Raw genomic sequence first — 25,681 nt, 5'->3', positions numbered from 1 at the left:
ACGAGCGTTAGCGTATTCTTGGAGAACCCTTTTGCTCTACTAAGGACAAGGGTACCGGTCTCGGATTGATGAAATCGTAGCAGATCATCAAGAACCATAAAGGAAAGATAAAAAAAGAAAGCAAAGAGGGATCAGGCCCAGGCCGCAAAGGTTTCGGTTTTCCTTTCTTGTCCAGGCCAATAAATAAAAGCCGGTGCATATGCACCGACCTTTCCTATGCTTCCAGCAGTTGCTGCGATTCATCCTGGTGATGGTCCTGCCTGAGAATATAAAGGTTATACAAGTCCTTTGGGATTTCGTATAGATCGTAAATCTCGCCGTCCCGGTTAAGCTTATCGTATAAGGATTTTCTCGTTTCATTCGCTTTCATTACATAAGGCAATTTTTCTGCCGCGTGAATGGAACGAAGATTGAGCTTGCGGATTCGCATGTACACAGTTTTCAATCCAAGATCAAAGAAAAGTTCATTGAAAAAAGCCTCTTTCGCACGGGAGTTATAGCCTTTCCCGTGGTATGGCTTGCCCAGCCAGGTTGCAAGAAATCCGGCATTGTCCTCCACATCAAACAATGAAATCGTGCCGATCGGCGCTCCCCATTCGTCTGTTATGGTGCGGGAAATCACTTCCCCATTTTCTTCAGCTTCCATCGTTTGCTTGGTTACAAATAAATATTCTTCATATGAATCTGTTTTATGGCGCACGAAAGGGAAGACATCTGGATGCTTCATTAACTCATAAAGAGGATTACAATCTACTAATTCTCTTTTTTTTAACATTTCCGTCCCTCCGCATGAGGGCAGTCTTCATGTGCATTCTGCCCACCCTCGAAATTTTTTAAATCATGCATCAAAAAATTTCGGGGTGGGAATCGAACCCACTAGAACCGGAAACCGGTGGCGCACCATTTGCCTTCCCTATTTTTATTGTGTTAAGCAATATAGACAGCAAAATTCTTTACGAACGTATCATACTAAAAATTTCAGAAAAAGAAAATAGGTTTTTTTTTGTTTTTTTCGTCATATTTCTACTGGTTTTTCATGTGGCATTATTCACTATTTATAATCGCAAAATGCCTATCCTTTTTTTAGGATAAATGGCTTTTAAAATATGCCTGCAGACTGGAGTACAAGTATCAGGGTGCCCAGAAACCATACATAAACCGAAAAGATTTTAAGTGATTTCTTTTGCAGGAAAGAGATCATCCAGACCACCGCAAAATAGCCAAAAATGGCGGCGGAAAGAGTGGCCACAAGCATCGAGGAAAAAGAAATATATTCCGCACTTCCATTCAGAAGCGGTTTCATTTGGAACACAATGCCGCCTGCTATCGCCGGAATAGATAGCAGGAAAGAAAAATAGGCGGCCGTCGCGCGGTCCAACCGGCAGAATAAGCCTGCAGCAATGGTAAGGCCGGAACGCGACAAAGCCGGCATGATGGCGGCAGCTTGAAATGTGCCGATAATAAAAGCATCTGTTACGGAAATATCCTGCATGGACTTGCTGCCGGACTTGACGCTGTCAGCAAACCATAACATCACACCGGTTACCAGGAATTCCCAACCAATGGTTATACCTGTTTTAGATATCTCATCAAAAAAGTCGCTCAATAGGACACCGAAGATCACTGCCGGAATGGTCCCGCAGATAAGCAGCAGCATCGTTTTGGAAAAAGGGTTTTTGACAAGGCCAAAGAGCTCTTCTTTATAAACGACGACAAGCGCCAGGAGCGTGCCGATGTGGAGCATCGTATCTAGAAAAATGCCCGCTTCGTCCAGTTGGAAAAGATGGCGCCCCAAATAAAGGTGGCCGGTACTTGAAATAGGCAGGAATTCGGTCAGCCCCTGAATCAATCCCAGAATGAATGCTTGAAATTCACTTAACAAAATCTCACCTCATTTTCCCGTTGGACAATCTTCTAACACAAATGTATGCCTGTATAAAAAAGACATGTGCAAAATTCAAAAAATGTAAGCGAAAAGATAAGGGATAATCAAACCGTACCCGCTGTCATACATATAGTAAGGAAGTGCTGTGAAAGGGGGAGCTTTCGGTGCTAAGCAATGATGAAAGGGTGCTGGCGGCACTCATATATTTCGTGAGTTTTTTTACGGTATTTATCGGGCCGATCATTATCTGGCTCATGAAAAAAGAAGATTCACGTTTCATCGATTATCACGGCAGGGAATATTTGAACTTTTTGATTTCCTACACACTATACACAATCATAGCAACCATACTTTGTTTTATATTAATCGGCTTTTTAATTCTGCCCATACTAGGCATTGTTGGTTTTATTTTCACTATCATTGCCGGGGTGAAGGCGTATGAAGGAAATGACTATCGAATACCATTCATATTACGTTTGTTATGAATAATCAGGTACCCAAAAGGGTGCCTTTTTGTTTTAAAACAATGGTTTTACCTTTGTTACAACATCTAGCCTATTGAGCGCTTTTAGAATGGTATTATGAAAAAAACCCTGAGGAGGAAACGAACATGCGGGTAGATAACAGAAACAGGCTTTTAATGCTGGCGGATATCCTTCGGACCCAAACGGATGAAGAACACGAGCTTACACTGGAAGAAATCATGGGCAAGTTTAGACAGGAACATGGTGCGGATCTTAAATTAAACAGAAATTCACTGCGGGATGATGTCGAGCACCTGATCGAAGCCGGATTTGACATAACAATCAACCAGGAAAAAGACGGGATGCCCAAATTTTACAGCCATCAGTACCGGCTGTTTGAATTGTATGAACTGCGGATGCTAATTGATGCGGTAGCGTCTGCGAAATTCATTACAAAAGATGAAACCAGGCAGCTCATCCGGAAAATTAAAGAGCTCACCAGCATCCACCATGCCAAAAGGCTTCATAATGAGATCCTGATAGATTCTTCTGTCAAAAGCGAGAGCAATCTGGTACGGCTTGCGATTAATGACTTGCATGAAGCAATTTCAGAACGGCGGAACGTGACCTTTCAATACGGCAGATACAACGTCGAAAAGAAGTTCGTAATGAGCAAAAATGGCGGCATCTACAAAGTAAAGCCGCTGGCCCTTACTTGGGCCAGTGATTTTTATTATTTGATCGCTTATTATTTTCCTGGGCAAGAAATCCGCCACTACAGGATCGACCGGTTGCGAAACGTCAGAATCACGGATGAAACCTATCCATATGAGCCGTTTGATGCCCCTAAGTACGTCAGGTCCACTTTCCATATGTATGCCGGGACGGAAGAGTGGATTAAACTGCGTTGCGTTAACGGTCTTGTTAACGTGATGCTTGATAAATTCGGCAAGGAAGTCGAGATAACAATGGATGGGGACGCCCATTTCATCCTTAAGACGAAGGCAATAGCGAGCGACGGCCTTGTCAAGTGGCTGTTGAACTGGGGAAGCGAGGCCAAGGTTCTTGCGCCGATCGATCTGCAGAATAGGGTACGAAACGAAATAATGGAGATGATGAAGGTCTATCAGGATTGATACCCCTAATACGTACAAAAAACAGGCGCTGGTGGATAACGTGTCTTTTTGTAGGCCATGCTCATTGAGTGGCTTGTTTGGCACCTTTAGCTGCAGTTTTGTTTTGCCATTCTATCTTTCAGTAAAGTGGAATATACTTTACAAGAGTCGAAATTTTAGTAGGTTTGATGCCTTAAATGGCTTCACCTTTTTAATCTGATTGACCTAAATATTAGCCACAGCTGAATGAAGGAGAACGAAATGAATATACGGACATATTATGAGAAAACAGCCAGGATGTGTTTTCATGTCTCCTGGATTGCCTTGATCATTGCCGTCGTTTTTTTTGTCCTGCATGCAAGCGATGTGTTCGAGGGAAATATCATCGTCATAACGGCCCCATTTTTAATCGTTAGTATTGTGCAATCCATCGGTGCGCGAATCTATGAAAATCGAATGAAAGATTTACCCCAGGAATATGCCTCTCCAGCATCCTCGCCGCTGGAAACGAAGGATATTTTACTGACATTCATGCCGGCCCCAACCTTGCGCGTCCTTCTATTTCACCCGGACGGCTCGCTGCTTGGCGAAATAAAGGACCGTAATATGAGTTGGTTTATGTGGATGGTCCCAAACTCCCTTTCAATGATTTTGAAGAAGCGGTATATCTTAACTGATGCCAATGGAGAAGTACTCGCTGAATATGCGGTGCAAGGTGGAATCGGGACTGCCTTCTCAATGAGGGATGGCAGTGGAAACCTGATTGGGTCGTATAAAGAAAGCCTCAGGGAATCTTTATTCCGGTTAAAGGGAATGATATATTCGGCGGACGGCCAGGAATGGATACCTGTAAATGTAGGCGGGATGCTTACGGAATTTCAGTTAAAAACAATTGCGGGCAAACCGGTTGCAGCCTTTCAGAAGGGCTGGATGCCGCTTGACTGGGGGAAAAGGTTCAAGGATATGAATACGCCGATTCTTACTTTCCATGAAAAGGCGACAGCACAGCAAAAAATTGCGGTTTTCGGATTCTGCGCTTCTGCTTTAAATCACCGTTCCAATTGACTGGACGAGCATTCTCCGAGGGCTCATAGGAGTATTTTTTTTAATTGTCTGCTATAATTTCCTAACATAATACATAGGAAAGGGTGTTCAGATTGACATTGTTAGGTGAAATCCTTGAGTTTAACGAAAAGTTTGTTGAGGAACAGCAATACGAGAAATACAAAACGGACAAATTTCCGGATAAAAAGATGGCCGTCATCAGCTGTATGGATACGAGGCTTGTGGAATTGCTTCCAAAAGCAATGAACCTAAAGAATGGTGATATCAAGCATATCAAAACAGCGGGGGCCGTCGTTTCACATCCTTTTGGGAGCGCCATGCGAAGCATCCTTGTCGCTATCCACGAGCTGAAAGCCCAGGAGGTATTTGTGGTAGGGCACTATGATTGCGGCATGTCTTCGATAAATGCAGATGCCATGATCGAAAAAATGATCAGCCGCGGCATTTCAAACGAGACAATCAAAACCATGGAGCATTCAGGTATCGATTTAAAAAGCTGGCTCCGAGGGTTTAATGATGTTTCAGAAAGTGTAAACAACAGTGTTTCAATCATTAAAAACCATCCGTTGATTCCGAAAGATATCGCTGTACACGGGTTGGTAATCTCACCTGAGACAGGGAAACTCGATACAGTAGTGAATGGCTACGAAAGCTAAATCGAATAAGATGGCAGTTGCGTAAAAAATCCATGTTTGAAGAGAAATCCGCATGATTCAGACGGTGTGGTTTGTCACCGGTACAAACGGGCGGGAGAGGGATATTACATACAAGAGGACACATCATGGACAAATCACTTTTTGAAAGAATCTTTCAGCTATCCGAAAATGGAACGACGATCAAGCGTGAAATTCTTGCAGGCTCCGTCAGCTATTTTACCATTGTATATATAATTGCCGTCAATTCATTGATCCTTTCTGAAGCGGGGCTTCCGATGGATGGCGCGATTTTCGCTACAATCCTGCTTTCCGCTGTAAGCTGCATTATTGTTGGATTATGGTCAAATGTGCCGATCATCCTTGTTCCGGGAATGGGCATTAATGCGCTGTTTTCCTATACAATGGTTGAAAGCATGGGTCTGTCATGGCAAGGTGCCCTGGCGGCTGTTTTCATCACTGGAGTCATTTTCCTTCTTGTGGCATTCAGCCCGTTTTCAAGGGTTTTGAGCGACTCCATTCCCGTATCCTTAAAGGAAGCCATTACAGTGGGCCTTGGTTTTTTTCTCATGCTGCTTGGATTGGAAAAGGGCGGGCTTATTACAAAAGGCGAAACATCGATCATCGCTCTCGGGGAACTGGGAGACCCTGAAGTGATGGTTTCTGTATTGACTCTCGTGATTGCCTTGGGGCTATTTATCAAAAACATACAAGGAAGCTTCCTGATCACGATAATAGCAGGCTGTATAATTGCATCGGTGTTTGGCACGATTGATCTTTCCGGCTTTTCTTGGAGGGGCCTTGATTTCGCTTCCTATCAACATGTTTTCTTTTCCATGTCATTTATGGAAATGGGGAAGTTCGAATTTTGGATTGCGGTATTTTCCCTGGCGATGGTCATCATTTTTGAGAATATCGGTCTTGTACACGGCCATGTAGCCAGTATTAACCGCCCTGAACGATATCAAAAGGCCTTTCGGGCAACCGGGGTATCTGTCCTGCTCTCCGGCGTTTTTGGTTCAAGCCCCACCGTTGCAACGGTTGAAACCGCTGCAGGGGTCGCATCAGGCGGAAGGACGGGATTCACATCGGTGATTACCGGCCTGTTTTTCATCCTTTCCATTCTGTTCATTCCGGTATTCAAGGTCATTCCGGACAGCGCGATTGCCCCGATATTAATTATAATTGGAATGTTAATGCTTCAAAATATCAAGCATCTCAGGTTTGATGACCTGTCAGAAAGCATTCCGGCAATCATGGTGATCGCGATGATTCCGTTCACCTATAGCATTGCAGATGGTATGGCAATCGGATTTATTCTTTATCCAGTCTTGAAGCTGGTGCAGGGCAAGGGGAAACAGGTTCCCATTGTGCTGTATATTATTGCTGCACTATTTTTAGCGTATTTTGTTTTTCAGGCAAGTAGCTGAATTTTTTTGAGCGATCCTAATCAATGGCTGCAACAGGCAAAAAACCATTGTTTACAGGGTCGCTCCTTTTTATCCTGATGGGGTAATTCTTCTGTTTATAAAAAAGGTTTTTGGGGTTTAATGTAGCGTCTGAGCTCCACCAGCAGCATTTTTTTCATTGTGGTTGTCCCTTCAATGGAATTGATATCCTCAGGGAATGGGAAAATCCCAAATTCGTTCATGTCTACACGGACCTGGCCTTCCCAGAGCAGCTGTTTATCCAGTGTATATGCTTTCGTTGCTACAAAAGCCCTTTTCGTTTCATTCTCGATGGAAGTAACACTTTCAACAAAGAAGTCGAACATAAACGCATAGTTCTTGAACGTAGATTTAACTTTCATCCCTGGCACTTCCTTTCTTAAGATGCTATTATAGATGAACGGAACGCTTTGATATATAATTAATAGAATAGTATAACAGCTTACATAAATTTGTAACTCCAAAAGGATTTAAGGGAAGTGAAAGCATGCAATTGGAATTGTTAAAATGCCATGGTTCAGGAAACGACTTTTTATTGATCGATGAACTGACAAAGGATCTTTGTTTTTCAGAGGAAGAAAGAAAGGGCCTTGCTCTGCTTCTGTGCAACCGGGAGACAGGCATAGGTGCCGATGGGATTCTATATGTACTGAAAAGTGAAAGCTGTGATGCGAGAATGCGCGTTTTTAATGCGGACGGATCGGAAGCCTCCATGTGCGGAAACGGGCTCCGCTGTGTAGCGAGATTTGCCCATGATGTGATTGGTAAAGATAAATTGTTGATTGAAACAATGAAGGCTGATCTGGAAGTGGAGAAGACAGAAGATATTTACGAGGGCATTCCAACCTTTAAAGTGGAGATCTCACCGGTATCGTTTAACACTGGGGACCTTCCGCTTCGCATTGAAAGCAAGACTCTGCTGAACGGGAAACTTCCGGAGCTTTCTGATTCGCTATTATTTACAGCGCTTGCGGTACCGAATCCACATCTAGTATCTATAGTGACCAATGATATCCTTGATTCCGATGTCCAGGAAAATATCGCAAGGAAAGTGAATGGCCCGAATGATTTATTTCCTGATGGCGTCAACGTCAGTTTCATAAAACCAATAGAGGAAGGGCATATTTTTGTGCGGACGTTTGAAAGAGGAGTAGGGTTTACGAATGCTTGCGGAACAGCAATGTCCGCGTCTACCCTTGTGACATGCCTGAACGGGCAGAATGCTGTGGAAAAAGAAATTTCGGTATACAATAACGGCGGCAAGGTAAAGTGCGTCGTCCACCATAACCATGGAGAAGATCGATATAAGATTGATTTGATTGGAAATGGAACCTATGTGTACAAAGCTTCCATTGAGGTTGACCCCCAAAATGCCACACACTTTACAACGGTGTCAAAAGAAAACTTTGACGATGAAACAAGCCTTTATTCTAAATTTCAACAAGGTGTTAGGGCGTATTTACACGAACGATAATACAAAAGCCGGTCCCGCGTAACATGGACCGGCTTTTTTACTGTTCCAATAGCAAACCTTTATGAAGTACGCAACGTTAAGTTCCCCTTAAACAAATGCATTTTAGCAGTATGGGAATGAATCTATAAGCAATTCCCCGTTATTTACGCTTCAAAAACTCCATCACTTCTGCGAAGGGCTGTTCTTCCCTGGCTTGTTCATAGTCTGAAAATGGGCAGCCTAAACTCCTGATTCTTTTTGGAACTGTCCAGACGTTGTAATCTTTTATAGATAAATCTTGCGATAATTCCTCCCAATAGAGCGGTGTCGACACGCCGCCAAAATCATTCCCGCGCGGGGAGTATGGAGAGATGATTGTCTTTCCCTCACTATGCTGTACAAAGTCGAGATACAGCCGGTTCTGCCGGTTTTTCTTAAGCCGCTCGACCGTAAAAATTTCAGGATGGGCATTTGTCAGGAAATCGGCAAGGAAGTTGGTGAACATCCGTGTATCCTGGTAGCTGAACGTATCGGCTGGAAGGGGAATATGTATTTGAAGCCCTTTGTTTCCCGATGTCTTGATAAATGCGATAAGTTTTATTGAATCAAGGACTTTTTTGCATTCTGTGGCCGCCTTGACCGCCAAATGAAAAAGCTCGGGCGAGGGGGGATCAAGATCAAGGACAAGCTCATCCGGCCGGTTCTTCCCTGCCCTCTGATATGGCGTATGGAATTCCAGGGCCAGCTGGTTGCCAAGCCAGATCAGCGTTTGCAAATCATTGCATAATATATAATCATTACCGTCCTTTGCCAAAAAGGATTTAACAAAATCCGGGGCATATTCAGGCCGGTTTTTCTGGAAAAACCTTTCATTGCCACTGGTTGTCCCATGCGGGAACCTGATCGTTGTCAATTCTTTGCCCTCCAAATGAGGCAAGAACCAAGAAGAAACATCACGCAAATATTGGAGGTACTCAATTTTGGTGATGATCTTATCCCGGGACTTCCAGATTGGCTTGTCAGGGGAAGTGACCGGAATATTGGAAGGAAAAGTGTATTGGCCTTCTGTAAACCGCTCCCATGTACATTCTTCAGGCTTAACCGTTGTCAAAAATTCTTTAAATTGAGGTTCGCGCAGTTCCGCTTCTTCATAGGCATGGAGGAAATTGACAGCCAAACAGATCGAAGGATGAATATAGTATTCATTGCCAGCCACTTGCGTTGCATTTTGTTTAATGATTTGCTGAAGGATTGAGCGTTCATGCTGGTTTATTCCATTTTTCACCTGTCCAACAATGAGCAGGTCTTTTCCCTTGTAAACACCTAAGGTAAAATAGCCGTTTTCAATATTCATTGATGTAATAAAGCATTGGGCCGTTCTCCAGTTTTTTACTTTAACCCAGCCGCTCGTCCTTTTCCCTTCCTCCCATAAACTGCTTTCATGTTTCGCGACGATTCCTTCACCGTCATGGAGCACAACTTTCTCCGATAACTCCTGCAAATCAGGATAAATTGGTATGAATTGTATAATTGACTCATCGACCGGATTTGGAGAAAGCGGCAGATTCAGTTTCATGCAAAGCTTTCCGAGCTGTTTTTTTCGTTGTGAATAGGGAAGGGATTCCAACGATTTCCCGTCCTGCAAAAGGAGATCGAAGGCCAAAAAGCGGACAGGTGAAAGCCTGGCTGCCTCTTCAATCGGCTGTTTTGTCTTCAGCCGTCCTCTCCATTGCAAATGCATAAAGTCGGAACTTAACGGATTAGAGAGCCAGACGAGTTCGCCATCAAGTGTCACAGGCAGGAAGTTCTTAAGCGCTGGCTTTATTTCTTCGATGAACTGTTCAATTTCCGGGAACGCAGCAAGCAATTCTTTGCCGTTCCGGCTGATTAGCCGGATTTTATTGAGATGGATGCTCAATATCGCCCGGAACCCGTCATATTTTACCTCATAGCCCCATGGCTTTCCGGCAGGAGCCTCAGCTTGATAGGTGGGAAGCATTGGTTTCACCTGGATCACTCTTTCTGTATGTAAAATGATACGAACATTGTGCCGCAACAAGACTCGGCCATTACCAATTGTTTTTATGAGTTATTTTAAGGCGGGAAAGAAAAAATATGCTATATGGGACACTATTTTTACAGGAAGAGGTGAAAACGTGCATACTATGTGGAAGGGAAGCATCAGTTTTGGGTTAGTAAACATACCGATTAAGCTGCATGCGGCAACAGAGAATAAAGACATTTCGCTCAGGACGCTCCATAAGGAATGCCATTCCCCGATCAAATACGAAAAAGTCTGCCCCGTTTGTGAAAAAGAAGTAGGAAGCGAAGACATCGTCCGTGCTTTTGAATATACAAAAGGCAAGTTTGTCGTCATCGACGATGAAGAATTAGAGGAATTGAAAAAGGTAAATGAAGAACGGGCTGTTGAAATTATTGATTTCGTCAAGATGGAAGAAATAGATCCGATCTACTTTAACAAAAGCTACTATATGTCCCCTAACGAAGGCGGCGTGAAGGCATATTCCCTTCTTCGGGCTGCTCTGGAACAATCGAAAAAGGTTGGCCTGGCCAAAATAATTATAAGGGCTAAAGAGCAAATGGCGGTTATCCGGGTTGTGGAAAATACATTGCTGATGGAAACCATCCATTATCCTGATGAAGTTCGCTCCGTAGCGGATGTACCCAATGTTCCGGCGGGGGAGAATGTGACGGACAAAGAACTCGATACGGCAATTATGCTGATTGACCAGTTAACGACGGAATTTGATCCGGGCAAATACAATGATGATTACCGGACCGCTTTATTGGAGCTTATTGAATCCAAAAAAGAAGGCAGGACAATCACGCCGAAAGAACGGGATACTCCGGCTGCTGCCAAAGTAACGGATTTAATGGCTGCACTCCAGGCATCCATCGACAGGACCAAGCCGGAGAAGCCAGCAGCAAAGAAGAGGGTAGCCCGCAAAAAGACTCCGGCCAAAAGAAAGGAAGCTTAATGCCAAACAGATCCAGGGCCTAGTAAAGGGAGCTCTGGATCATTTATTTTCTTTTATAAAAAGTATGTATCCTTGTTTACAAGGCAATCGATGAGGTATATTTCAAACAAATGAGTATCATGATTCCATGGTTGGGGTGGTTTTTCTGAAAAATAAAACAATCGGTTATTTTCTTTTTATAGCAATATTATTCATATCATACATAGTTGTTTTCTTGGGGATTGTAGAAGAATTAAGAGAAAATGAACTGGTTAGGTTTGATTCAGCCATCATTCAATTTGTGCAGGGTCTGGTTTCCGACCGTCTTACATCCGCCATGAAGGTGATTACCTATTTCGGTTCCAAGACATGGCTGACGTTTGCCACATTGGGAATCTCGATACTGCTTGTGCTCATGCACAAGAAACGATTCGCCGTCTTTCTACTTTTTTCTTCTACGGCAGGCGGGCTGTTCAACATGCTGTTAAAATGGATCTTTAAGAGGGAACGGCCGGATATTTATCCAATCATCGTAGAACATGGCTTTAGTTTTCCCAGTGGACATTCAATGGGATCGTTTATATTTTATGGAGCCTTGGCTATTATTCTCGTGAAAATTTCAACACCTGTTTATCTGGATTGGTTGTTTGGAGGATTTTGTGCTTTAATCATTTTCCTTATTGGTTTAAGCAGGATTTATTTAGGCGTCCATTACCCTAGCGATGTGATTGCCGGATTTGCCGCAGGCGGCGCATGGCTTACCATATGCGGGCTTTTGTTTCGTTATGGGGAATACCTTTTAAAAAAGGCAAAGGAGAGTCAGGGGATAAAAGGGTCGTACAACAAGTAGAGATACCTGAGGAGGAGCTTTGCAATGAGGTTTTCGAATTTACAACGGAAAGAGAAACTCAAAAAGCTACAATCGGAAGAATTCGATTTGCTAGTAATCGGAGGGGGCATTACCGGATCAGGAATCGCCCTTGATGCTGCGACACGCGGAATGAAAGTAGCATTGGCAGAAATGCAGGATTTCGCGGCAGGCACCTCAAGCCGCTCCACGAAGCTTGTCCATGGAGGGCTGCGCTATCTTAAGCAATTTGAAGCAGCCATGGTGGCTGAAGTAGGGAAAGAGCGGGCGGTGGTTTACGAAAACGGCCCCCATGTCACTTCACCAGAATGGATGCTGCTGCCTTTCCATACCGGGGGCACATTTGGCAGATGGACCACGTCAATAGGTTTGCGCGTTTATGATTTCCTTGCAGGGGTCAAACGGGCAGAACGGCGCGCGATGTTGTCGGCGGCTGAAACCATTGATAAAGAGCCGCTTATCAGAAAGGAAGGCCTTGCTGGCGGAGGCTATTATGTAGAGTACCGTACAGATGATGCACGGCTGACGATCGAGGTCGCTAAAAAAGCATCAGAAATGGGAGCGCACTTATTAAATTATGGGAAAGTGATTGATTTTATTTACAATGGGGATAAGGTGGCCGGAGCTGTCGTAGAGGACCTTTTGTACGGCGGGCGGATTACGGTAAGGGCGAAAAAAATCATTAACGCGGCCGGACCATGGGGCGACCTGCTTCGGGAAAAAGATCATTCCAAACACGGCAAAGCGCTACAGCTGACAAAGGGAGCCCATGTCGTTATTGACCAATCGCGGTTTCCGTTAAAACAGGCTGTCTACTTTGATACTCAGGACGGAAGGATGATTTTTGCGATTCCCCGTGCAGGTAAAGCGTATGTCGGGACAACCGATACGTTTTATGAAGGAGACCCGGCTGATGCAAAAATGACCATCGATGACCGGGCTTATATTATCAAAGCGATCCAATATATGTTTCCTGAGGCCGGGATTACAGAGTCGGATGTAGAATCCAGTTGGGCCGGTGTCCGTCCTTTGATACTGGAGGAAGGCAAGGGGCCCTCAGAGATTTCCCGGAAAGACGAAATATGGGTGTCCGATTCAGGATTGATCACCATTGCCGGAGGTAAACTTACGGGATACCGCAAGATGGCAGAAACCGTGTTGGATACGGTTGCAAAGCAATTTGGACAGCAATACGGGATCAAGTTTGACAACTGCCACACAAAGTCTCTCCCAATCTCAGGCGGTGATATGGGCGGTTCACATCAGTTTAACAGTTTTATACAAACACAGGCAGCGTTTGGAAGGGAAGCGGGGTTAAGCAATGAGGCAGCCCGTGAACTCGCTCAAATGTATGGAACCAATGTGAGCAAGGTTTACAGAATAATCCAAGAAAGAGGAAAAGAAGCTGAAAAATATTTGCTTCCCGTCCAAGTTTTCGCCATGCTGGTATATGCGATTGAAGAAGAAAACGCCGCCACACCGGTAGATTTCTTAATGAGACGGACAGGAGCAATCCTGTTTAATATACACGGAGCCAAACAGTGGAAACGCGGGGTCATGGATTATATGCAGGACAGGTTTGGCTGGGATGAAAGCAGAAAACAACAGTATGAAAAGGAAACGGATACTGAAATCCAAGCTGCGGAAACCCCTTCCGGTTAGAAAACTATTGATTGTCTTGAAAAACTAAAGTTAAAAGGCATAATTGAACTACAGCTTTATGGTAAATTTTTTTAAACTTCATAAAAACCAACTAAAACAGGAGGCATTTGCCCCCTGTTATCTTTAAACCACCGTTTCACCTTCATCATTTGATAAATAGGATGTACAAGCCGGGCACCGCTTGGCAACTACGGGAATGTCCGAGATGCATTCAGGGCATTTTTTTGTTTCGGCTGCTTTTGGCTCTTCCTTCTTATGAAAACGGTTGACCTGTCTTATTAAAAGGAAGATGACGAAGGAAATAATTAAAAAGTTAAGGACGTTGTTAATGAACAGTCCGTAATTGATGGTAGCCGCGCCGGCTTCCCGGGCTGCGGCAAGCGAGCTGTAATCTTTATCCGACAGGTTTATGTACAGATTGCTGAAGTCGACTTTGCCGACAATCAGCCCGATTGGCGGCATCAAAATATCATTCACCGTTGAATCAACGATCTTGTTGAACGCCGCACCGATCACCACCCCGATTGCCAGGTCCAGTACGTTTCCTCTCATAATGAATTTCTTGAATTCTGTGAACACCTTTAACCTGCCTTTCTGCCAAATAAATAAGGCATTATTGTGTACTAACATTCCCTAACATTTTTACTCTACCAATTATGCCGGCAAAAAAAAAGCCGCCCTAATAATAGAGCGAGAGAAGAGGAAATCTAATTTTTTACAATCAATATATAGGCGAATGTGGTGGTGTTTCAACTATATATTGTAATCTTATTTTAACATATCTTTTTTTTAAAGAGCAACAATTTTCAGATAATTAATTTTATTATTCAAGTATTTTATGGCTTTTTTATGGGGCAAAAGTCATTATTTAAGCAAAATAGAACAAGTGTTCGGAAAATATCGACCGTTGTGCTATAATAGAGATGCGGCAGCACAAACCCGAGGGGGGTCGGCCACTAACCCCGGAAAGGGGGTGAGGCTTCTGACTATTTTCGAAACCTTAATGGCCATGTTTTCATTTGCTACTCTCGTCATCGCCATTCTGACTTTCCAACATAGAAAATAGACCTCTCTTGGCCTTTACGCAAGTGGGAGGTCTAACCATTCTATTATAGGCCGAGCCCTGATTCAAGGGATGGTCTGCCGTAAAGCCGTAAATGCTGGCACATTTACGGCTTTCTTATTGTATGAAATAAGAAGGTTGCGTTTTCTTACTGTATAAAGCAGAATACAGGCTGAAGCGCCGCGCTCTTTGGGTCAGGGCTATGCCTCTTTGTTCACCATATAGGCTCGCCAAACGGCGTGTTTTCTACTCGCATTTCTATCATTAGGATACCATAAGATTCTTAGTCTGTCACGACATGCATAAAGATTGCTATCTTTAATTGGCTGAATTTTTGTATAATTACATTAATCTTTTGAAAAAGAAGGGGAAAGTGATATGAGATCGATTGTTTCTTTTCAAATAGGGAGGCCGCAACTGCAAATCCATTCGGGGGCACAGCTCAACACAGCAATCACTAAGAAGCCGGTAGAAAGTGCAATGGTTACAAAAGAAATAATTAAGGGAGATGGAGTGGGGAACAGGAAAAATCACGGCGGACCCGACCGGGTGATCTGTTTTTATGCTTATGAGCATTATTCCATGTGGGAAGAGGTCTTCGGGAAAAGGCTTCCTATCCCTGCCTTTGGCGAAAATTTGACTGTTACGGGAATGAAGGAAGAAGATGTATACATAGGTGATATATTTAAAATTGGGGAATCCATCGTCCAAATTACACAAGGCCGTATTCCGTGTGCGACCATTTCATATTTTAATAAAGAGCGGGAATTCTTGAAAAATATCCTTGAAACAGCTTTTACCGGTTATTTTGCAAGGGTGCTTGAGGAAGGTATGGTTTCCGTCCGGGACTCAATCGAGTTAGTGGAAAGGGTGCAGGATAAGGTAAGCGTACTGTATGGCAATCAGGTTCTTTTCCATGATAAGGATGGTCTGGCAGGGTTGGAAAAGCTTCTGGACATTGACGAACTTGCTGAGGTGTGGAAAAACAAAGCATCATTGAAACGGGAAGCCCTGTTAAAAAAATCAATCAGGGCTGATCCCCGAAAAAAAGGCTGATCGGGGTATCATCAGCCTTTTTATAGATGATTTTTTTTGCAAATAGCAGTTACACATACGGTTAATTGCGGCCTTACCTTTTTGAATTGTACCGATATTTCGCGGAAGCCTGCATAAAAAAGGTCCTGCTCAATCTGGACGGCATGGGAAAATGTCTTTTCACGAGAGGCATCTTCTTCCCTGGGCTGGACTGTAATAGCTATCTTTCCGCCATTGTGCATCATTTGGTGGATGCGGATAAGCGATTTTCTTTTATTCTTCCAAAGCGGATAATTATTCACTGATATGACCTTGTTATAATGGGAGAGATTCTCCCTAAAATCAGCGACATCCCCGTGGAACAGTCTCAGCGTTCCACTTCTTGCGGCCTGTTCATTTTTTGCAAGGGCGGCATGAAGCATGGTTTCAGACAAATCAATGCCATCGACTTTCAGGTTTCCGTATCTTTGGAACATTTCCTCAATAGCGTATCCGGGGCCGAATCCTACTTCCAGAATATGATCGCCTGGCTGGATGCCAACCCGGTCGATGGTCCAGCGGTTAATTTTTCTGTTCTCGAAAAACATCACCAAGCCTGCAAATCTGCCCAGGAGGCCATCAGGGTTCCTAAATTGTTTTGCCAGTGCACCAAGCATCATGACCCTCCTTCTATTATTATTCGGTTACTATTTATTTCACCAAAACCGCATTAATAAAACATCCGGAGCCACACTGATCGTTATTGAAAAAATTAAAATTGATTAATAAGGAAACTATTGAATTTAATCTTTGGATGTTGTAAAGTAATAATTATTAAAATTTTGAATTTACAAACAATTATATAATGATCTTATCGAGAGAGGTGGAGGGACTGGCCCTTTGAAGCCTCAGCAACCGGCGATGAGCCAAGGTGCTAAATCCAGCAAGCATTGCTTGATAGATGAGGAGAATGTGACCAAAAGGCCTTCTTCTTCCAAAGAAGGCCTTTTATTTTCCTTCATCGATAAAGACAGATTAAGGATTGCCTGTTTTAGGGGGAGGAAATATGATGAATTTTCGTGATGAATTAAAGAAACGTATCTTGATTGGCGACGGTGCGATGGGAACCCTTTTATACTCTAACGGAATTGATAATTGCTACGAAGAGCTGAACATTAGCCATCCGGATCGGATTGAGACCATCCATACAGCGTATTTGGAGGTGGGGGCGGATATTCTCCAGTCTAATACATATGGTGCCAACTATTATAAACTGAAACGCTACGGCCTGGAGGAAGATGTCAGCAGCATCAACAGGAAAGGTATTGCCATTGCTAAAAAAGCAGCCAAAGGGAAAGCTTTCGTCTGCGGTACCATTGGTGCATCCAGGAGCATCCGGAAGTCAGACCTGGAATTAGAAGAAATCAAACGGAGCTTTCGTGAACAGCTGTACAGCCAGCTGATGGAAAACCCGGATGGCTTGCTTTTTGAAACGTATTACGATTTAGAGGAACTGGAGACGGTATTAAAGATAGCGCGCAATGAAACTGATTTACCGATCATTGCTAATGTCTCCTTGCATGAAATCGGTTATTTGCAAAATGGAATTCACTTAAACGAAGCATTCGATAGGCTGCAAGAGTTAGGGGCCGATGCCGTAGGAATCAATTGCCGGTTAGGGCCGCACCATATGATACGCTCGCTCGAAGAAGTGCCGCTTCCTGAACGCGCATATCTTTCGGTTTATCCGAATGCCAGTCTCCCTGACTATGTAGACGGCCGTCTCGTCTATGAAGCGGTTCCGGAATACTTCGGATCAAGCGCGTTAAAGATGCGTGAGCAAGGCGCCCGTATTATTGGCGGCTGCTGTGGTACCACTCCCAAACATATTGAAGCTGTAAAAAAAGCACTCGGCAATCTGCCGCCAATCAAAGAAAAACAAATCAAAGCCCGTAAAATCGAAGTCATAGAAATTACGCATAATGAGAACACTATCGCCCTTCATGAAAAAGCAAAAACGGAAAGAACTATCCTTGTGGAATTGGATCCCCCAAAGAAATTGGGGATTGAAGAGTTTATGGCAGGCGCGAAAGCTTTGCATAATGCTGGCGCCGATTCCATTACACTGGCTGATAATTCCCTGGCAACCCCACGGATCAGCAATGCTGCCATTGGTACGATGTTGAAAAAAGAAATTGGCACGGAACCGCTTATTCATATTACTTGCCGGGACAGGAATCTTATTGGATTGCAGTCCCACCTCATGGGCCTGCAAACGCTTGGCTTGAATGAAATTTTAGTAGTGACCGGCGATCCTTCCAAAATCGGCGATTTCCCGGGGGCGACAAGCGTTTATGATCTCTCTTCGTTTGATTTGATCTGCCTCGTGAAACAGTTTAATGAAGGTTTATCTTATTCAGGCCAAAGCCTTGGTCAGCGTACAAATTTTAAAATAGCCGCTGCCTTTAACCCGAATGTCCGCTATCTTCACAAAGCGGTGGAACGGATGGAAAAGAAAATTGCCTGCGGCGCCGAGTCATTTTTGACTCAGCCGGTTTATTCCGTCAGCCAAATAGAAGAAGTATATGAAGCTACTAAACATCTTGATACTCCGGTTTTCATCGGAATCATGCCGCTTACAAGCTCCCGAAATGCCGAGTTCATCCATAACGAAGTTCCCGGCATAAAGTTGCCAGATAATGTTAGGAAGGCAATGGCTGCTGCGGGCAACGATCCTGACAGGGCGAGGGCTGAAGGAGTTTCGATTGCCAGGGAATTGGTCAACGCGGCGATAGAGAAATTTAAAGGGATTTATTTAATCACTCCATTCCTGCGTTATGAAATGACTGCGGAGCTGACGGGTTATGTCAGAAAAGTAGACAATGAACGTTTTGTTGAGGTGACAGCATATGAGCAATAGACAGATACAGGAGCGTATGAAGGAGAAGATCCTCCTGCTAGACGGTGCAATGGGAACGATGATCCAGGATAGAAATTTAAAGGCTGACCATTTTGGCGGGGAAGAATTCGAAGGCTGCAACGAATATTTATCGATTACTGCACCGGATGTGATCCAGTCTATACATGAAGCCTATTTAAGGGCAGGTGCTGATATTATTTCAACGAATACATTCGGGGCCACGAGCATTGTCCTGGATGAATATAACTTAAGCACGCTGGATTATGAACTGAACAAAATATCCGCTCAGCTGGCAAAACAGGCCTGTGACCGCTATTCGTCGCTAGAGTGGCCAAGATTTACCGCCGGTTCAATCGGGCCTACTACAAAGACGCTTTCCGTAACCGGCGGGACTACCTTTGACGTATTGGCAGCATCTTATGAGGTGCAGGCCCGAGGCCTGATCGACGGCGGCTGCGACCTTATACTGATTGAAACATCCCAGGATATGCTGAATGTCAAAGCAGCTTTTACCGGGATAAAAAAAGCTTTTGCCGAAACGGGAATAGAGCTCCCTATCATGATATCCGGAACGATTGAACCGATGGGTACGACGCTTGCAGGCCAGTCCATCGAAGCGTTTTACTTATCATGCGAGCATATGAACCCGCTGGCTGTAGGCTTGAATTGCGCCACAGGCCCTGAGTTCATGACAGATCATATCCGCAGTTTATCAGAGCTTGCTGTAAACGGCGTCAGCTGCTATCCGAATGCCGGCCTGCCGGATGAGGAAGGCCACTATCATGAGTCACCGGTTTCACTTGCAGGAAAGATGAAGCAATTCGCCGAAAGAGGCTGGGTCAATATTATCGGAGGCTGCTGCGGCACTACTCCGGCTCATATTGAAGAGCTTTCAAAGGCTTTGGAGGGAGTGAGGCCGCGCGAGCTTTCCCGTCCAGCCCACCCGCATGCCGTTTCAGGAATTGAACCGCTTTTATATGAAGATTCAATGCGCCCGCTTTTTGTCGGCGAGCGTACGAATGTGATCGGTTCCCGTAAATTCAAGGAATTGATCCGAGACAAAATGTTTGAGCCCGCGGCTGAAATTGCAAGGGCACAGGTCAAAAAAGGGGCACATGTCATCGATATTTGCCTGGCAGACCCTGATGATGATGAACTGGGAAATATGAAAGAATTCGTTCAGGAGGTCGTGAAAAAGGTTAAAGTTCCGCTTGTCATTGATACAACAGACGAAGAGGTGCTTGAAGCCGCACTAAAGCACTCACAAGGCAAGGCCATCATCAATTCGATCAACCTTGAGGATGGAGAGGAGCGTTTTGAAAAAATCGTTCCGCTTATCCATCAATATGGCGGTGCTGTGGTTGTCGGAACAATTGACGAAACCGGAATGGCGGTTGATGCTGATAGAAAGCTTGATATTGCACGACGCTCCGTCGATCTGCTTGTGAATAAATATGGCCTGAACCCAAAGGACCTGATATTCGATCCCCTGGTTTTTCCGGTAGGAACGGGCGACGAACAGTATATTGGCGCAGCTCTTGAGACGGTCAAAGGAATCCGGGAAATCAAGGAGAGATTTCCGGATTGCTTGACGATACTGGGCATTTCCAATGTTTCCTTCGGGCTGCCTGCAAGAGGAAGGGAAATATTAAACGCAGTGTATTTGTATCACTGCACCAAAGCAGGGCTGGATTATGCGATTGTCAATACCGAAAAGCTTGAGCGTTTCGCTTCCATCCCCGAAGAAGAAGTCAAACTTGCTGAAAGCTTGCTTTTTGACACGTCACAGGAGACGCTGCAGACTTTCACAGAATTTTACCGGGATAAAAAAATCGAGAAAAAGGAAAATATATCTCTCCTCCCTTTAGAAGAAAGGCTTGCCAATTATATCATCGAAGGTACTAAGGAAGGCCTGGCACAAGATTTGGAAACCGCATTGAAGAGAGGGGATAAACCGCTTGACATCATCAATGGCCCCCTTATGGACGGAATGGCTGAGGTTGGCAGATTGTTCAATGATAATCAGCTTATCGTTGCCGAGGTCCTGCAAAGTGCAGAAGCGATGAAAGCCGCGGTTTCACAACTGGAGCCCCTAATGTTGAACGAATCCGAAAGCGCTAAAAAAGGGAAGGTCCTTTTGGCGACTGTTAAGGGAGATGTTCATGATATTGGAAAGAACCTGGTTGATATCATCTTGTCCAATAATGGCTATGAAGTCGTTGATTTGGGAATTAAAGTAGCTTCGCAGCAAATTATTGAAGCGGTCCGGGCACATACGCCGACTGTACTTGGGCTTTCGGGTTTGTTGGTAAAATCAGCCCAGCAGATGGTCCTCACTGCCCAGGATCTGAAACAGACTGGAATTGATATTCCGATTCTTGTCGGAGGGGCTGCATTATCAAGAAAGTTTACCGATTTTAAGATTGCCCCAGAATATGTCGGACCGGTATTATACGCAAAAGATGCCATGGATGGATTGGCAACGGTGAATATTTTGCATGACGATGAAAAAAGGGCCGCACATCTTGAACAATTGGACGCGAAACGAAAAGCCGCAGCTGCGAACGCCGACGCAGCAGCCCTGATCGTTAAGCCTGAGCGGAAAAAGCCGGCAGCAAGCGTTGTGAAAGATGTACCGGTAAAAACACCGGCTGATTTAAATCGCCATATCCTGAAAGATTATCCATTCGATGTGGTGCTCCCGTACATAAATAAACAAATGCTGCTTGGACATCATCTCGGACTGAAAGGCAAGGTCCACGAGTTATTGGCGCAGGGGGATGAAAAAGCCACGCTGCTGGACAATCTTATTGATGAGCTTGTTACCTTCCTTAAAGGTAATAAGGAGCATCTTCTGAACGGTGTCTACCAGTTCTTCCCAGCTCAAAGTGAAGGGAACAAAGTATTTGTCTACAATCCGGAAAATCCAGGGCAAGTGCTGGAAACATTCAATTTCCCTCGCCAGGAATCAAGCCCGTTCCTCTGTTTGGCAGACTACCTAAAGCCTGTATCATCAGGTGATATGGATTATGTCGGGATGTTTGTCGTCACGGCAGGAAGAGGGATCCGGGCTTTAGCTGAACAATGGAAAAACGACGGCGATTTTCTGAAAAGCCATGCGATTTCCTCATTGGCGCTTGAAACGGCAGAAGGTTTCGCTGAACGGCTGCATCAACTGGTGAGGGATGCATGGGGCATTGGTGATTCCATTGAAATGACCATGAAGGAACGTTTTGCGGCAAAATATACAGGCCAGCGATATTCGTTCGGCTATCCGGCATGCCCTGACCTCGAAGACCAGGAAAAGCTGTTCCGCTTGCTGAAACCGCAGGATATCGGCGTGAATCTTACGGAAGGGTTTATGATGGAGCCGGAAGCCTCCGTTTCTGCGATTGTCTTTGCGCATCCTGAGGCCAGGTATTTCAATGTAAATAGGTAAGGGATAAAGAAGCGCATTTCCGCTTCTTTTTCTTTTTTACTGGCAGGAAAGTATAAAACTTTCTACCATGCATGAAGCAGGATACAGGCTAAGTACTTCACACCCTTATTGAGTGACCCTAACTTGTTGGGCCGGGCTATCTATCTTGGTCTGTGCAAGGCTCGCCAATCTGCTGGTTTTTTAATATATTTGATAACAAAATTGAATGAAACACTTTTTTGAAGACCACCTTATGGATAAAAAGAAAGGGTGGGTATTATGAAAGTGCTGTTTAGTTTTCTTCTCTTTTTTATCCTTGTAAATGATTCGGCCGGGGCGCCCATGGCGACAAGCCACACCGTCCAGGGAACGGGACGGCCGATTGCGGTCGACTTACTGCCACCCGGCCCCATAAACGGCAAGCAGCAGCAAAGGATTGCTTACCTGACATTTGATGATGGCCCTTCGACCAATACAAAGGCGATTCTTGATATCCTTGACCGGTACGAAATAAAGGCCACTTTTTTTGTTATGGGCCATGAAGAGCCTTATGCCATGAAAGGGTACAAGGAAATCAAAAATAGGGGCCATGTAATCGCCCTGCATTGTTTTTCACATGACTATTCAGTCATTTATCGGTCAAAGGAGGGATATTTTAAAGATTTGAACCGGTTGGAAGTTTTTCTTAAGAAGAATTTTGGCATTACATCAAATGTAGTAAGATTTCCAGGAGGCTCAAAAAATATAACGACGAGGCAGGCAGCCACAAAACATGTGGTACCCGATATTATCAACGAGCTAACTAAAAGGGGATACATTTATTATGACTGGACCATTGATTCGAGGGATGGCGACAGCCCGTACGTGAGTAAACAGGCCATCATTCAGAACGTTTTGAAAGAGGCAGCCCATCAGCAGCAAGCCGTGATTTTGCTGCATGACATCAATAGCATGAAAAATACGGTCAGAGCTCTACCCGATATCATTGAAGGCTTAAAGTCCCAGGGTTTCATTTTTGATATTATCGATGATTACTCGCCGAAGGTGCACTTATGATTTGCTTCATCCATGGGAGGATTTTTTCTTGGCCCTCCCTCTTCTTGTTTGTACTGAAGATAAGTTTGACTATAATATAAGATAAGAAGAAGGAGGCATTATCATTGAAAGAACTATCGGTTGATGAATTTATCAAAAAAAATGATGCCGTAGCTGTTGATGTCCGCTCCCCTATCGAATTTGCGGAAGGGTCGATTCCAAAAGCGAGGAACATACCATTGTTTACAAATGGGGAAAGGGAAGAAATAGGTACGATTTATAAAAAAGAAGGGCCGGCAGCGGCAAAATGGAGAGCGATGGAGGTTGTCGCTCCAAAGATTCCGGCCCTATTGTCTGAAATCAGAAAGGTAAAGGAAAGCGGTAAAGAGCCGGTTCTCTATTGCTGGCGCGGGGGAAGCCGGAGCCAGTCCATGGCAGCTTTTGCCGCCCTGTCCGGACTGGAAGTGCCAAGAATCGTTGGAGGGTACAGGGCTTATCGCGAAAGGATACTTGAAAAGATACCCCAAATGCTCCATGGCAAAGCAATTGTCCTGCACGGGATGACGGGCGTAGGGAAAACACAAATTCTCGATAAACTGAAAGAAAAAGGTTATCCGATCTTAGACCTTGAGAAATTTGCAAACCACCGCGGCTCGGTTTTCGGTTCATTTGGCCAGGGTGACGCCCATAACCAAAAAACGTTTGACGCCCTATTATTCGAGGAATTGTCTCAAATCGGAACATCGGATTACTTTATTATGGAAGCAGAGAGCAAACGCATCGGCCGGGCCACGCAGCCAGACGCCCTGCTCACTGCCAAGGAAGAAGGCATCCATATCAGCGTGGACGCCTCTATGGAAAAGCGGACAAGACGTATATATGAGGAATATATTCTTCCTTATAAAGACCAGCCCTGGTTTAAAGATAAAGTCTGGGAAAGCATCCATAAGATCGAAAAGAAGATCAAAAACAAGGAATCATTGCAAAGCTTATACCATGCCATAGAAGCTGAAAATTATGAAAAGGTGATCAATGTCCTGTTTGTGGACTATTATGACCCCCGCTATTCCCACAAGGAAAACTCTTATGAAGGGGAGTTTTTTTATGTAAATGCCGACTCAATTGCCGACGCAGCAGCCGAGATTGAAAAAATCATTGAGAATGCCGGTTTTGCGGCACCTGCAACTCTTAATTCATAACGATAAAAAGAGCGGCCTGAACAACAATTTATAATGGTGAAGCTATTTTACTATACATTACTTGTCAAAAGGTGCAAATTATATTTGTTTAGGGGGATCTGGATACTTTTAATCCAAATCCCCCTATTTTAATATGGCAGAACACAGGCTACGTTTGCTTTGTCCTTACGTCTACTCCTGTGTGCCCGGGCTGCGCTGATTTTTGCCTATATAAAAGGTTCGCCAATCGGTAAATTTTCTAACCGGCCAAAGCGGCAATAAAGATGTTTACTTTTTATCCGTTCAGGAAAATAGATAGTAAACGAAACCATTTGAAAGGACACATAAAGATATGCTGCCATCACTGTTTTTAGCACACGGAACGCCAACACTTGCGTTGGAAAAACATGCATATGCTGAATTTCTAAAGGACTATGCTTCTGGACTCCCGATACCCAAGGCGATCGTCATCCTGTCAGCCCATTGGGAAAGCAGGGAACAAACTGTTACTGCGGTGCAGAAACACGGTATCATACATGACTTTACCGGTTTTTCTGAGGAACTTTATCATATTACATATCCGGCACCCGGCATGATTGAGCTGGCGGATGACATTCTCTCATTGTTGGCACACGCCGGTGTATTTGCTTTGTTGGATAATAGGCGTCCTCTTGACCATGGGGCATGGGTGCCGCTGCATATTATGTATCCTGAAGCAGACATACCCGTTATCCCTCTTTCTATTAATCCAAGCCTGCCAAATAAAAGGCAATATGAAATTGGCATGGCATTGGCCGAATTAAGGAACAAGGATGTATTAATAATCGGCAGCGGCGGAATTGTACATAATCCGGAGGAATTCAGAATGGATATGGACGTCGCCGAAGGATGGGCTGTTTATTTTGAAGAATGGGTCGAGAAAAAAATCTGCAACTGGGATTTGCAGGATTTGTTTGACTATGAAACCAAGGCCCCATTCGCAATGTCAGCGGTTCCGACAAAAGAGCACTTTGCCCCGCTGTTAATCGCTATGGGAACAGGGCATGAAAATAAGGATCCACGCCTGCTTTACAGATCATTTGAATTAGGGAATTTAAGCCTTACCGCCTGGGAGTTTTGAGTATAAAATCGATTAGGACGAACGTTTTTCTGCCAATGGGCAGGCAAGGCAAGAATGACTATTAAAAATAACGAAAAGCATAGTAAATTGTGAAAAAAGTACGATTTCGTTCAATTTTCAGCCAATAATAAATAAATGCCGTTCTTTTTCACTATTATTGCAGTTCTAACCCTTGGATATTTCCCGGAAAACATGATAATATAGCATTTGAAAACGTTTTATGCTTTGAATTTTAATAATCTTTCAAAAAAATCACTATTTTTATATAATAAACTGAAGGTGGTTTACATTTTTTGAAGATAAAATTAATGTTTTTGGAGCCAAAACGGTGATATAAAAATT

22 protein-coding genes and 1 riboswitch are annotated in these 25,681 nt (G+C 44.1%); of the genes, 16 read left to right on the top strand and 6 right to left on the bottom strand.

The features are described from left to right. Positions 1 to 214: 214 nt before the first annotated feature. Together D0466_RS05820 and D0466_RS05815 are read right to left on the bottom strand one after the other, a co-directional pair. Complete coding sequence (locus tag D0466_RS05820; RefSeq protein WP_117321584.1) at positions 215 to 775, bottom strand: GNAT family N-acetyltransferase; 561 nt, start codon at positions 773 to 775, stop codon at positions 215 to 217. 324 nt (positions 776 to 1,099) lie between these two features. Continuing rightward, positions 1,100 to 1,882: an undecaprenyl-diphosphate phosphatase gene (locus D0466_RS05815; RefSeq protein WP_117321583.1), complete on the bottom strand. Its 783-nt coding sequence runs from the start codon at positions 1,880 to 1,882 to the stop codon at positions 1,100 to 1,102. Between the two features lie 167 nt (positions 1,883 to 2,049). On the opposite strand from D0466_RS05815, the gene D0466_RS05810 reads away from it, so the two are divergent. The 5 genes from D0466_RS05810 (at position 2,050) to D0466_RS05790 (ending at position 6,612) form a co-directional block, all read left to right on the top strand. Next, the gene (locus D0466_RS05810; RefSeq protein ID WP_117321582.1) at positions 2,050 to 2,370 is read left to right on the top strand and encodes a DUF4870 domain-containing protein; all 321 of its coding nucleotides are present in this window, start codon (positions 2,050 to 2,052) and stop codon (positions 2,368 to 2,370) included. Between the two features lie 125 nt (positions 2,371 to 2,495). Continuing rightward, positions 2,496 to 3,485, top strand: coding sequence for a helix-turn-helix transcriptional regulator (locus D0466_RS05805; protein ID WP_117321581.1), 990 nt, complete (start codon positions 2,496 to 2,498; stop codon positions 3,483 to 3,485). Between the two features lie 240 nt (positions 3,486 to 3,725). Continuing rightward, positions 3,726 to 4,529 (top strand): hypothetical protein, encoded by an 804-nt coding sequence (locus tag D0466_RS05800; RefSeq protein WP_117321580.1) that lies wholly within the window; start codon positions 3,726 to 3,728, stop codon positions 4,527 to 4,529. Positions 4,530 to 4,621: 92 nt separating this feature from the next. Beyond that, positions 4,622 to 5,185, top strand: coding sequence for a beta-class carbonic anhydrase (locus D0466_RS05795; RefSeq protein WP_117321579.1), 564 nt, complete (start codon positions 4,622 to 4,624; stop codon positions 5,183 to 5,185). Positions 5,186 to 5,310: 125 nt separating this feature from the next. Continuing rightward, positions 5,311 to 6,612 (top strand): NCS2 family permease, encoded by a 1,302-nt coding sequence (locus D0466_RS05790; RefSeq protein ID WP_117321578.1) that lies wholly within the window; start codon positions 5,311 to 5,313, stop codon positions 6,610 to 6,612. Positions 6,613 to 6,707: 95 nt separating this feature from the next. Here the strand turns inward: D0466_RS05790 and D0466_RS05785 are convergent, their stop codons facing one another. Next, positions 6,708 to 6,992 (bottom strand): hypothetical protein, encoded by a 285-nt coding sequence (locus tag D0466_RS05785; RefSeq protein WP_117321577.1) that lies wholly within the window; start codon positions 6,990 to 6,992, stop codon positions 6,708 to 6,710. Positions 6,993 to 7,117: 125 nt separating this feature from the next. Between D0466_RS05785 and dapF the strand changes: the two genes are divergently transcribed. Continuing rightward, positions 7,118 to 8,104 (top strand): diaminopimelate epimerase, encoded by a 987-nt coding sequence (dapF, locus tag D0466_RS05780; RefSeq protein ID WP_117321576.1) that lies wholly within the window; start codon positions 7,118 to 7,120, stop codon positions 8,102 to 8,104. Positions 8,105 to 8,243: 139 nt separating this feature from the next. Here dapF and D0466_RS05775 read toward each other — a convergent pair whose 3' ends face one another. After that, positions 8,244 to 10,082 carry a DNA ligase D gene (locus tag D0466_RS05775; protein ID WP_117321575.1) on the bottom strand — a complete coding sequence of 613 codons (1,839 nt, stop codon included), beginning with the start codon at positions 10,080 to 10,082 and terminating at the stop codon, positions 8,244 to 8,246. 157 nt (positions 10,083 to 10,239) lie between these two features. Here D0466_RS05775 and ku point away from each other — a divergent pair, with 157 nt between their 5' ends. The 3 genes from ku (at position 10,240) to D0466_RS05760 (ending at position 13,591) form a co-directional block, all read left to right on the top strand. After that, positions 10,240 to 11,082 (top strand): non-homologous end joining protein Ku, encoded by an 843-nt coding sequence (ku, locus tag D0466_RS05770; protein ID WP_117321574.1) that lies wholly within the window; start codon positions 10,240 to 10,242, stop codon positions 11,080 to 11,082. A gap of 214 nt (positions 11,083 to 11,296) precedes the next feature. Then, on the top strand, positions 11,297 to 11,911 hold the full coding sequence (locus D0466_RS05765) for a phosphatase PAP2 family protein (protein ID WP_158555845.1): 615 nt from the start codon (positions 11,297 to 11,299) through the stop codon (positions 11,909 to 11,911). A gap of 24 nt (positions 11,912 to 11,935) precedes the next feature. Next, positions 11,936 to 13,591 (top strand): glycerol-3-phosphate dehydrogenase/oxidase, encoded by a 1,656-nt coding sequence (locus D0466_RS05760; protein WP_117321572.1) that lies wholly within the window; start codon positions 11,936 to 11,938, stop codon positions 13,589 to 13,591. 123 nt (positions 13,592 to 13,714) lie between these two features. Here D0466_RS05760 and mscL read toward each other — a convergent pair whose 3' ends face one another. Continuing rightward, positions 13,715 to 14,170, bottom strand: a complete 456-nt coding sequence (gene mscL / locus D0466_RS05755) for a large conductance mechanosensitive channel protein MscL (RefSeq protein WP_117321571.1) — start codon at positions 14,168 to 14,170, stop codon at positions 13,715 to 13,717. A 259-nt stretch (positions 14,171 to 14,429) separates the two neighbouring features. Here mscL and D0466_RS23595 point away from each other — a divergent pair, with 259 nt between their 5' ends. Together D0466_RS23595 and D0466_RS05750 are read left to right on the top strand one after the other, a co-directional pair. Then, positions 14,430 to 14,657, top strand: a complete 228-nt coding sequence (locus D0466_RS23595; protein WP_407675607.1) for a putative holin-like toxin — start codon at positions 14,430 to 14,432, stop codon at positions 14,655 to 14,657. A 375-nt stretch (positions 14,658 to 15,032) separates the two neighbouring features. After that, positions 15,033 to 15,710 carry an MOSC domain-containing protein gene (locus D0466_RS05750; RefSeq protein WP_117321570.1) on the top strand — a complete coding sequence of 226 codons (678 nt, stop codon included), beginning with the start codon at positions 15,033 to 15,035 and terminating at the stop codon, positions 15,708 to 15,710. 20 nt (positions 15,711 to 15,730) lie between these two features. Here D0466_RS05750 and D0466_RS05745 read toward each other — a convergent pair whose 3' ends face one another. Next, positions 15,731 to 16,348: an SAM-dependent methyltransferase gene (locus D0466_RS05745; protein WP_117321569.1), complete on the bottom strand. Its 618-nt coding sequence runs from the start codon at positions 16,346 to 16,348 to the stop codon at positions 15,731 to 15,733. A 188-nt stretch (positions 16,349 to 16,536) separates the two neighbouring features. Then, a riboswitch (SAM riboswitch) is annotated at positions 16,537 to 16,636 on the top strand. A 101-nt stretch (positions 16,637 to 16,737) separates the two neighbouring features. On the opposite strand from D0466_RS05745, the gene D0466_RS05740 reads away from it, so the two are divergent. The 5 genes from D0466_RS05740 (at position 16,738) to D0466_RS05720 (ending at position 25,339) form a co-directional block, all read left to right on the top strand. After that, on the top strand, positions 16,738 to 18,588 hold the full coding sequence (locus D0466_RS05740; protein WP_117322226.1) for a bifunctional homocysteine S-methyltransferase/methylenetetrahydrofolate reductase: 1,851 nt from the start codon (positions 16,738 to 16,740) through the stop codon (positions 18,586 to 18,588). Continuing rightward, positions 18,578 to 22,027 carry a methionine synthase gene (metH, locus tag D0466_RS05735; protein ID WP_117321568.1) on the top strand — a complete coding sequence of 1,150 codons (3,450 nt, stop codon included), beginning with the start codon at positions 18,578 to 18,580 and terminating at the stop codon, positions 22,025 to 22,027. The genes D0466_RS05740 and metH overlap by 11 nt, the downstream gene beginning before the upstream one ends. A 258-nt stretch (positions 22,028 to 22,285) precedes the next feature. Then, positions 22,286 to 23,062, top strand: a complete 777-nt coding sequence (locus tag D0466_RS05730; protein ID WP_117321567.1) for a polysaccharide deacetylase family protein — start codon at positions 22,286 to 22,288, stop codon at positions 23,060 to 23,062. Positions 23,063 to 23,166: 104 nt separating this feature from the next. Continuing rightward, positions 23,167 to 24,240 carry a tRNA 2-selenouridine(34) synthase MnmH gene (mnmH, locus tag D0466_RS05725; protein ID WP_117321566.1) on the top strand — a complete coding sequence of 358 codons (1,074 nt, stop codon included), beginning with the start codon at positions 23,167 to 23,169 and terminating at the stop codon, positions 24,238 to 24,240. A gap of 331 nt (positions 24,241 to 24,571) precedes the next feature. Then, positions 24,572 to 25,339, top strand: coding sequence for a DODA-type extradiol aromatic ring-opening family dioxygenase (locus tag D0466_RS05720; RefSeq protein WP_117321565.1), 768 nt, complete (start codon positions 24,572 to 24,574; stop codon positions 25,337 to 25,339). Positions 25,340 to 25,681 lie beyond the last annotated feature (342 nt).

The sequence above is a fragment of the Peribacillus glennii genome, assembly GCF_003429105.1.
Classification (GTDB): domain Bacteria; phylum Bacillota; class Bacilli; order Bacillales; family DSM-1321; genus Peribacillus; species Peribacillus glennii.
The sequence above is the reverse complement of the archived record's forward strand: the minus strand, read 5'-3'. Positions and strand labels throughout refer to the sequence as shown.

Bases quoted from the DNA above. Each gene is read 5' to 3' on its own strand.
- D0466_RS05785 (WP_117321577.1), bottom strand. From the start codon at position 6,992: ATGAAAGTTAAATCTACGTTCAAGAACTATGCGTTTATGTTCGACTTC.
- D0466_RS05805 (WP_117321581.1), top strand. From the start codon at position 2,496: ATGCGGGTAGATAACAGAAACAGGCTTTTAATGCTGGCGGATATCCTT.
- D0466_RS05730 (WP_117321567.1), top strand. From the start codon at position 22,286: ATGAAAGTGCTGTTTAGTTTTCTTCTCTTTTTTATCCTTGTAAATGAT.
- D0466_RS05750 (WP_117321570.1), top strand. From the start codon at position 15,033: ATGAGATCGATTGTTTCTTTTCAAATAGGGAGGCCGCAACTGCAAATC.
- D0466_RS05790 (WP_117321578.1), top strand. From the start codon at position 5,311: ATGGACAAATCACTTTTTGAAAGAATCTTTCAGCTATCCGAAAATGGA.
- D0466_RS05740 (WP_117322226.1), top strand. From the start codon at position 16,738: ATGAATTTTCGTGATGAATTAAAGAAACGTATCTTGATTGGCGACGGT.
- D0466_RS05800 (WP_117321580.1), top strand. From the start codon at position 3,726: ATGAATATACGGACATATTATGAGAAAACAGCCAGGATGTGTTTTCAT.
- D0466_RS05820 (WP_117321584.1), bottom strand. From the start codon at position 775: ATGTTAAAAAAAAGAGAATTAGTAGATTGTAATCCTCTTTATGAGTTA.
- D0466_RS23595 (WP_407675607.1), top strand. From the start codon at position 14,430: ATGGCTTTTTTATGGGGCAAAAGTCATTATTTAAGCAAAATAGAACAA.
- D0466_RS05760 (WP_117321572.1), top strand. From the start codon at position 11,936: ATGAGGTTTTCGAATTTACAACGGAAAGAGAAACTCAAAAAGCTACAA.
- D0466_RS05775 (WP_117321575.1), bottom strand. From the start codon at position 10,082: ATGCTTCCCACCTATCAAGCTGAGGCTCCTGCCGGAAAGCCATGGGGC.
- dapF (WP_117321576.1), top strand. From the start codon at position 7,118: ATGCAATTGGAATTGTTAAAATGCCATGGTTCAGGAAACGACTTTTTA.
- metH (WP_117321568.1), top strand. From the start codon at position 18,578: ATGAGCAATAGACAGATACAGGAGCGTATGAAGGAGAAGATCCTCCTG.
- D0466_RS05720 (WP_117321565.1), top strand. From the start codon at position 24,572: ATGCTGCCATCACTGTTTTTAGCACACGGAACGCCAACACTTGCGTTG.
- D0466_RS05745 (WP_117321569.1), bottom strand. From the start codon at position 16,348: ATGATGCTTGGTGCACTGGCAAAACAATTTAGGAACCCTGATGGCCTC.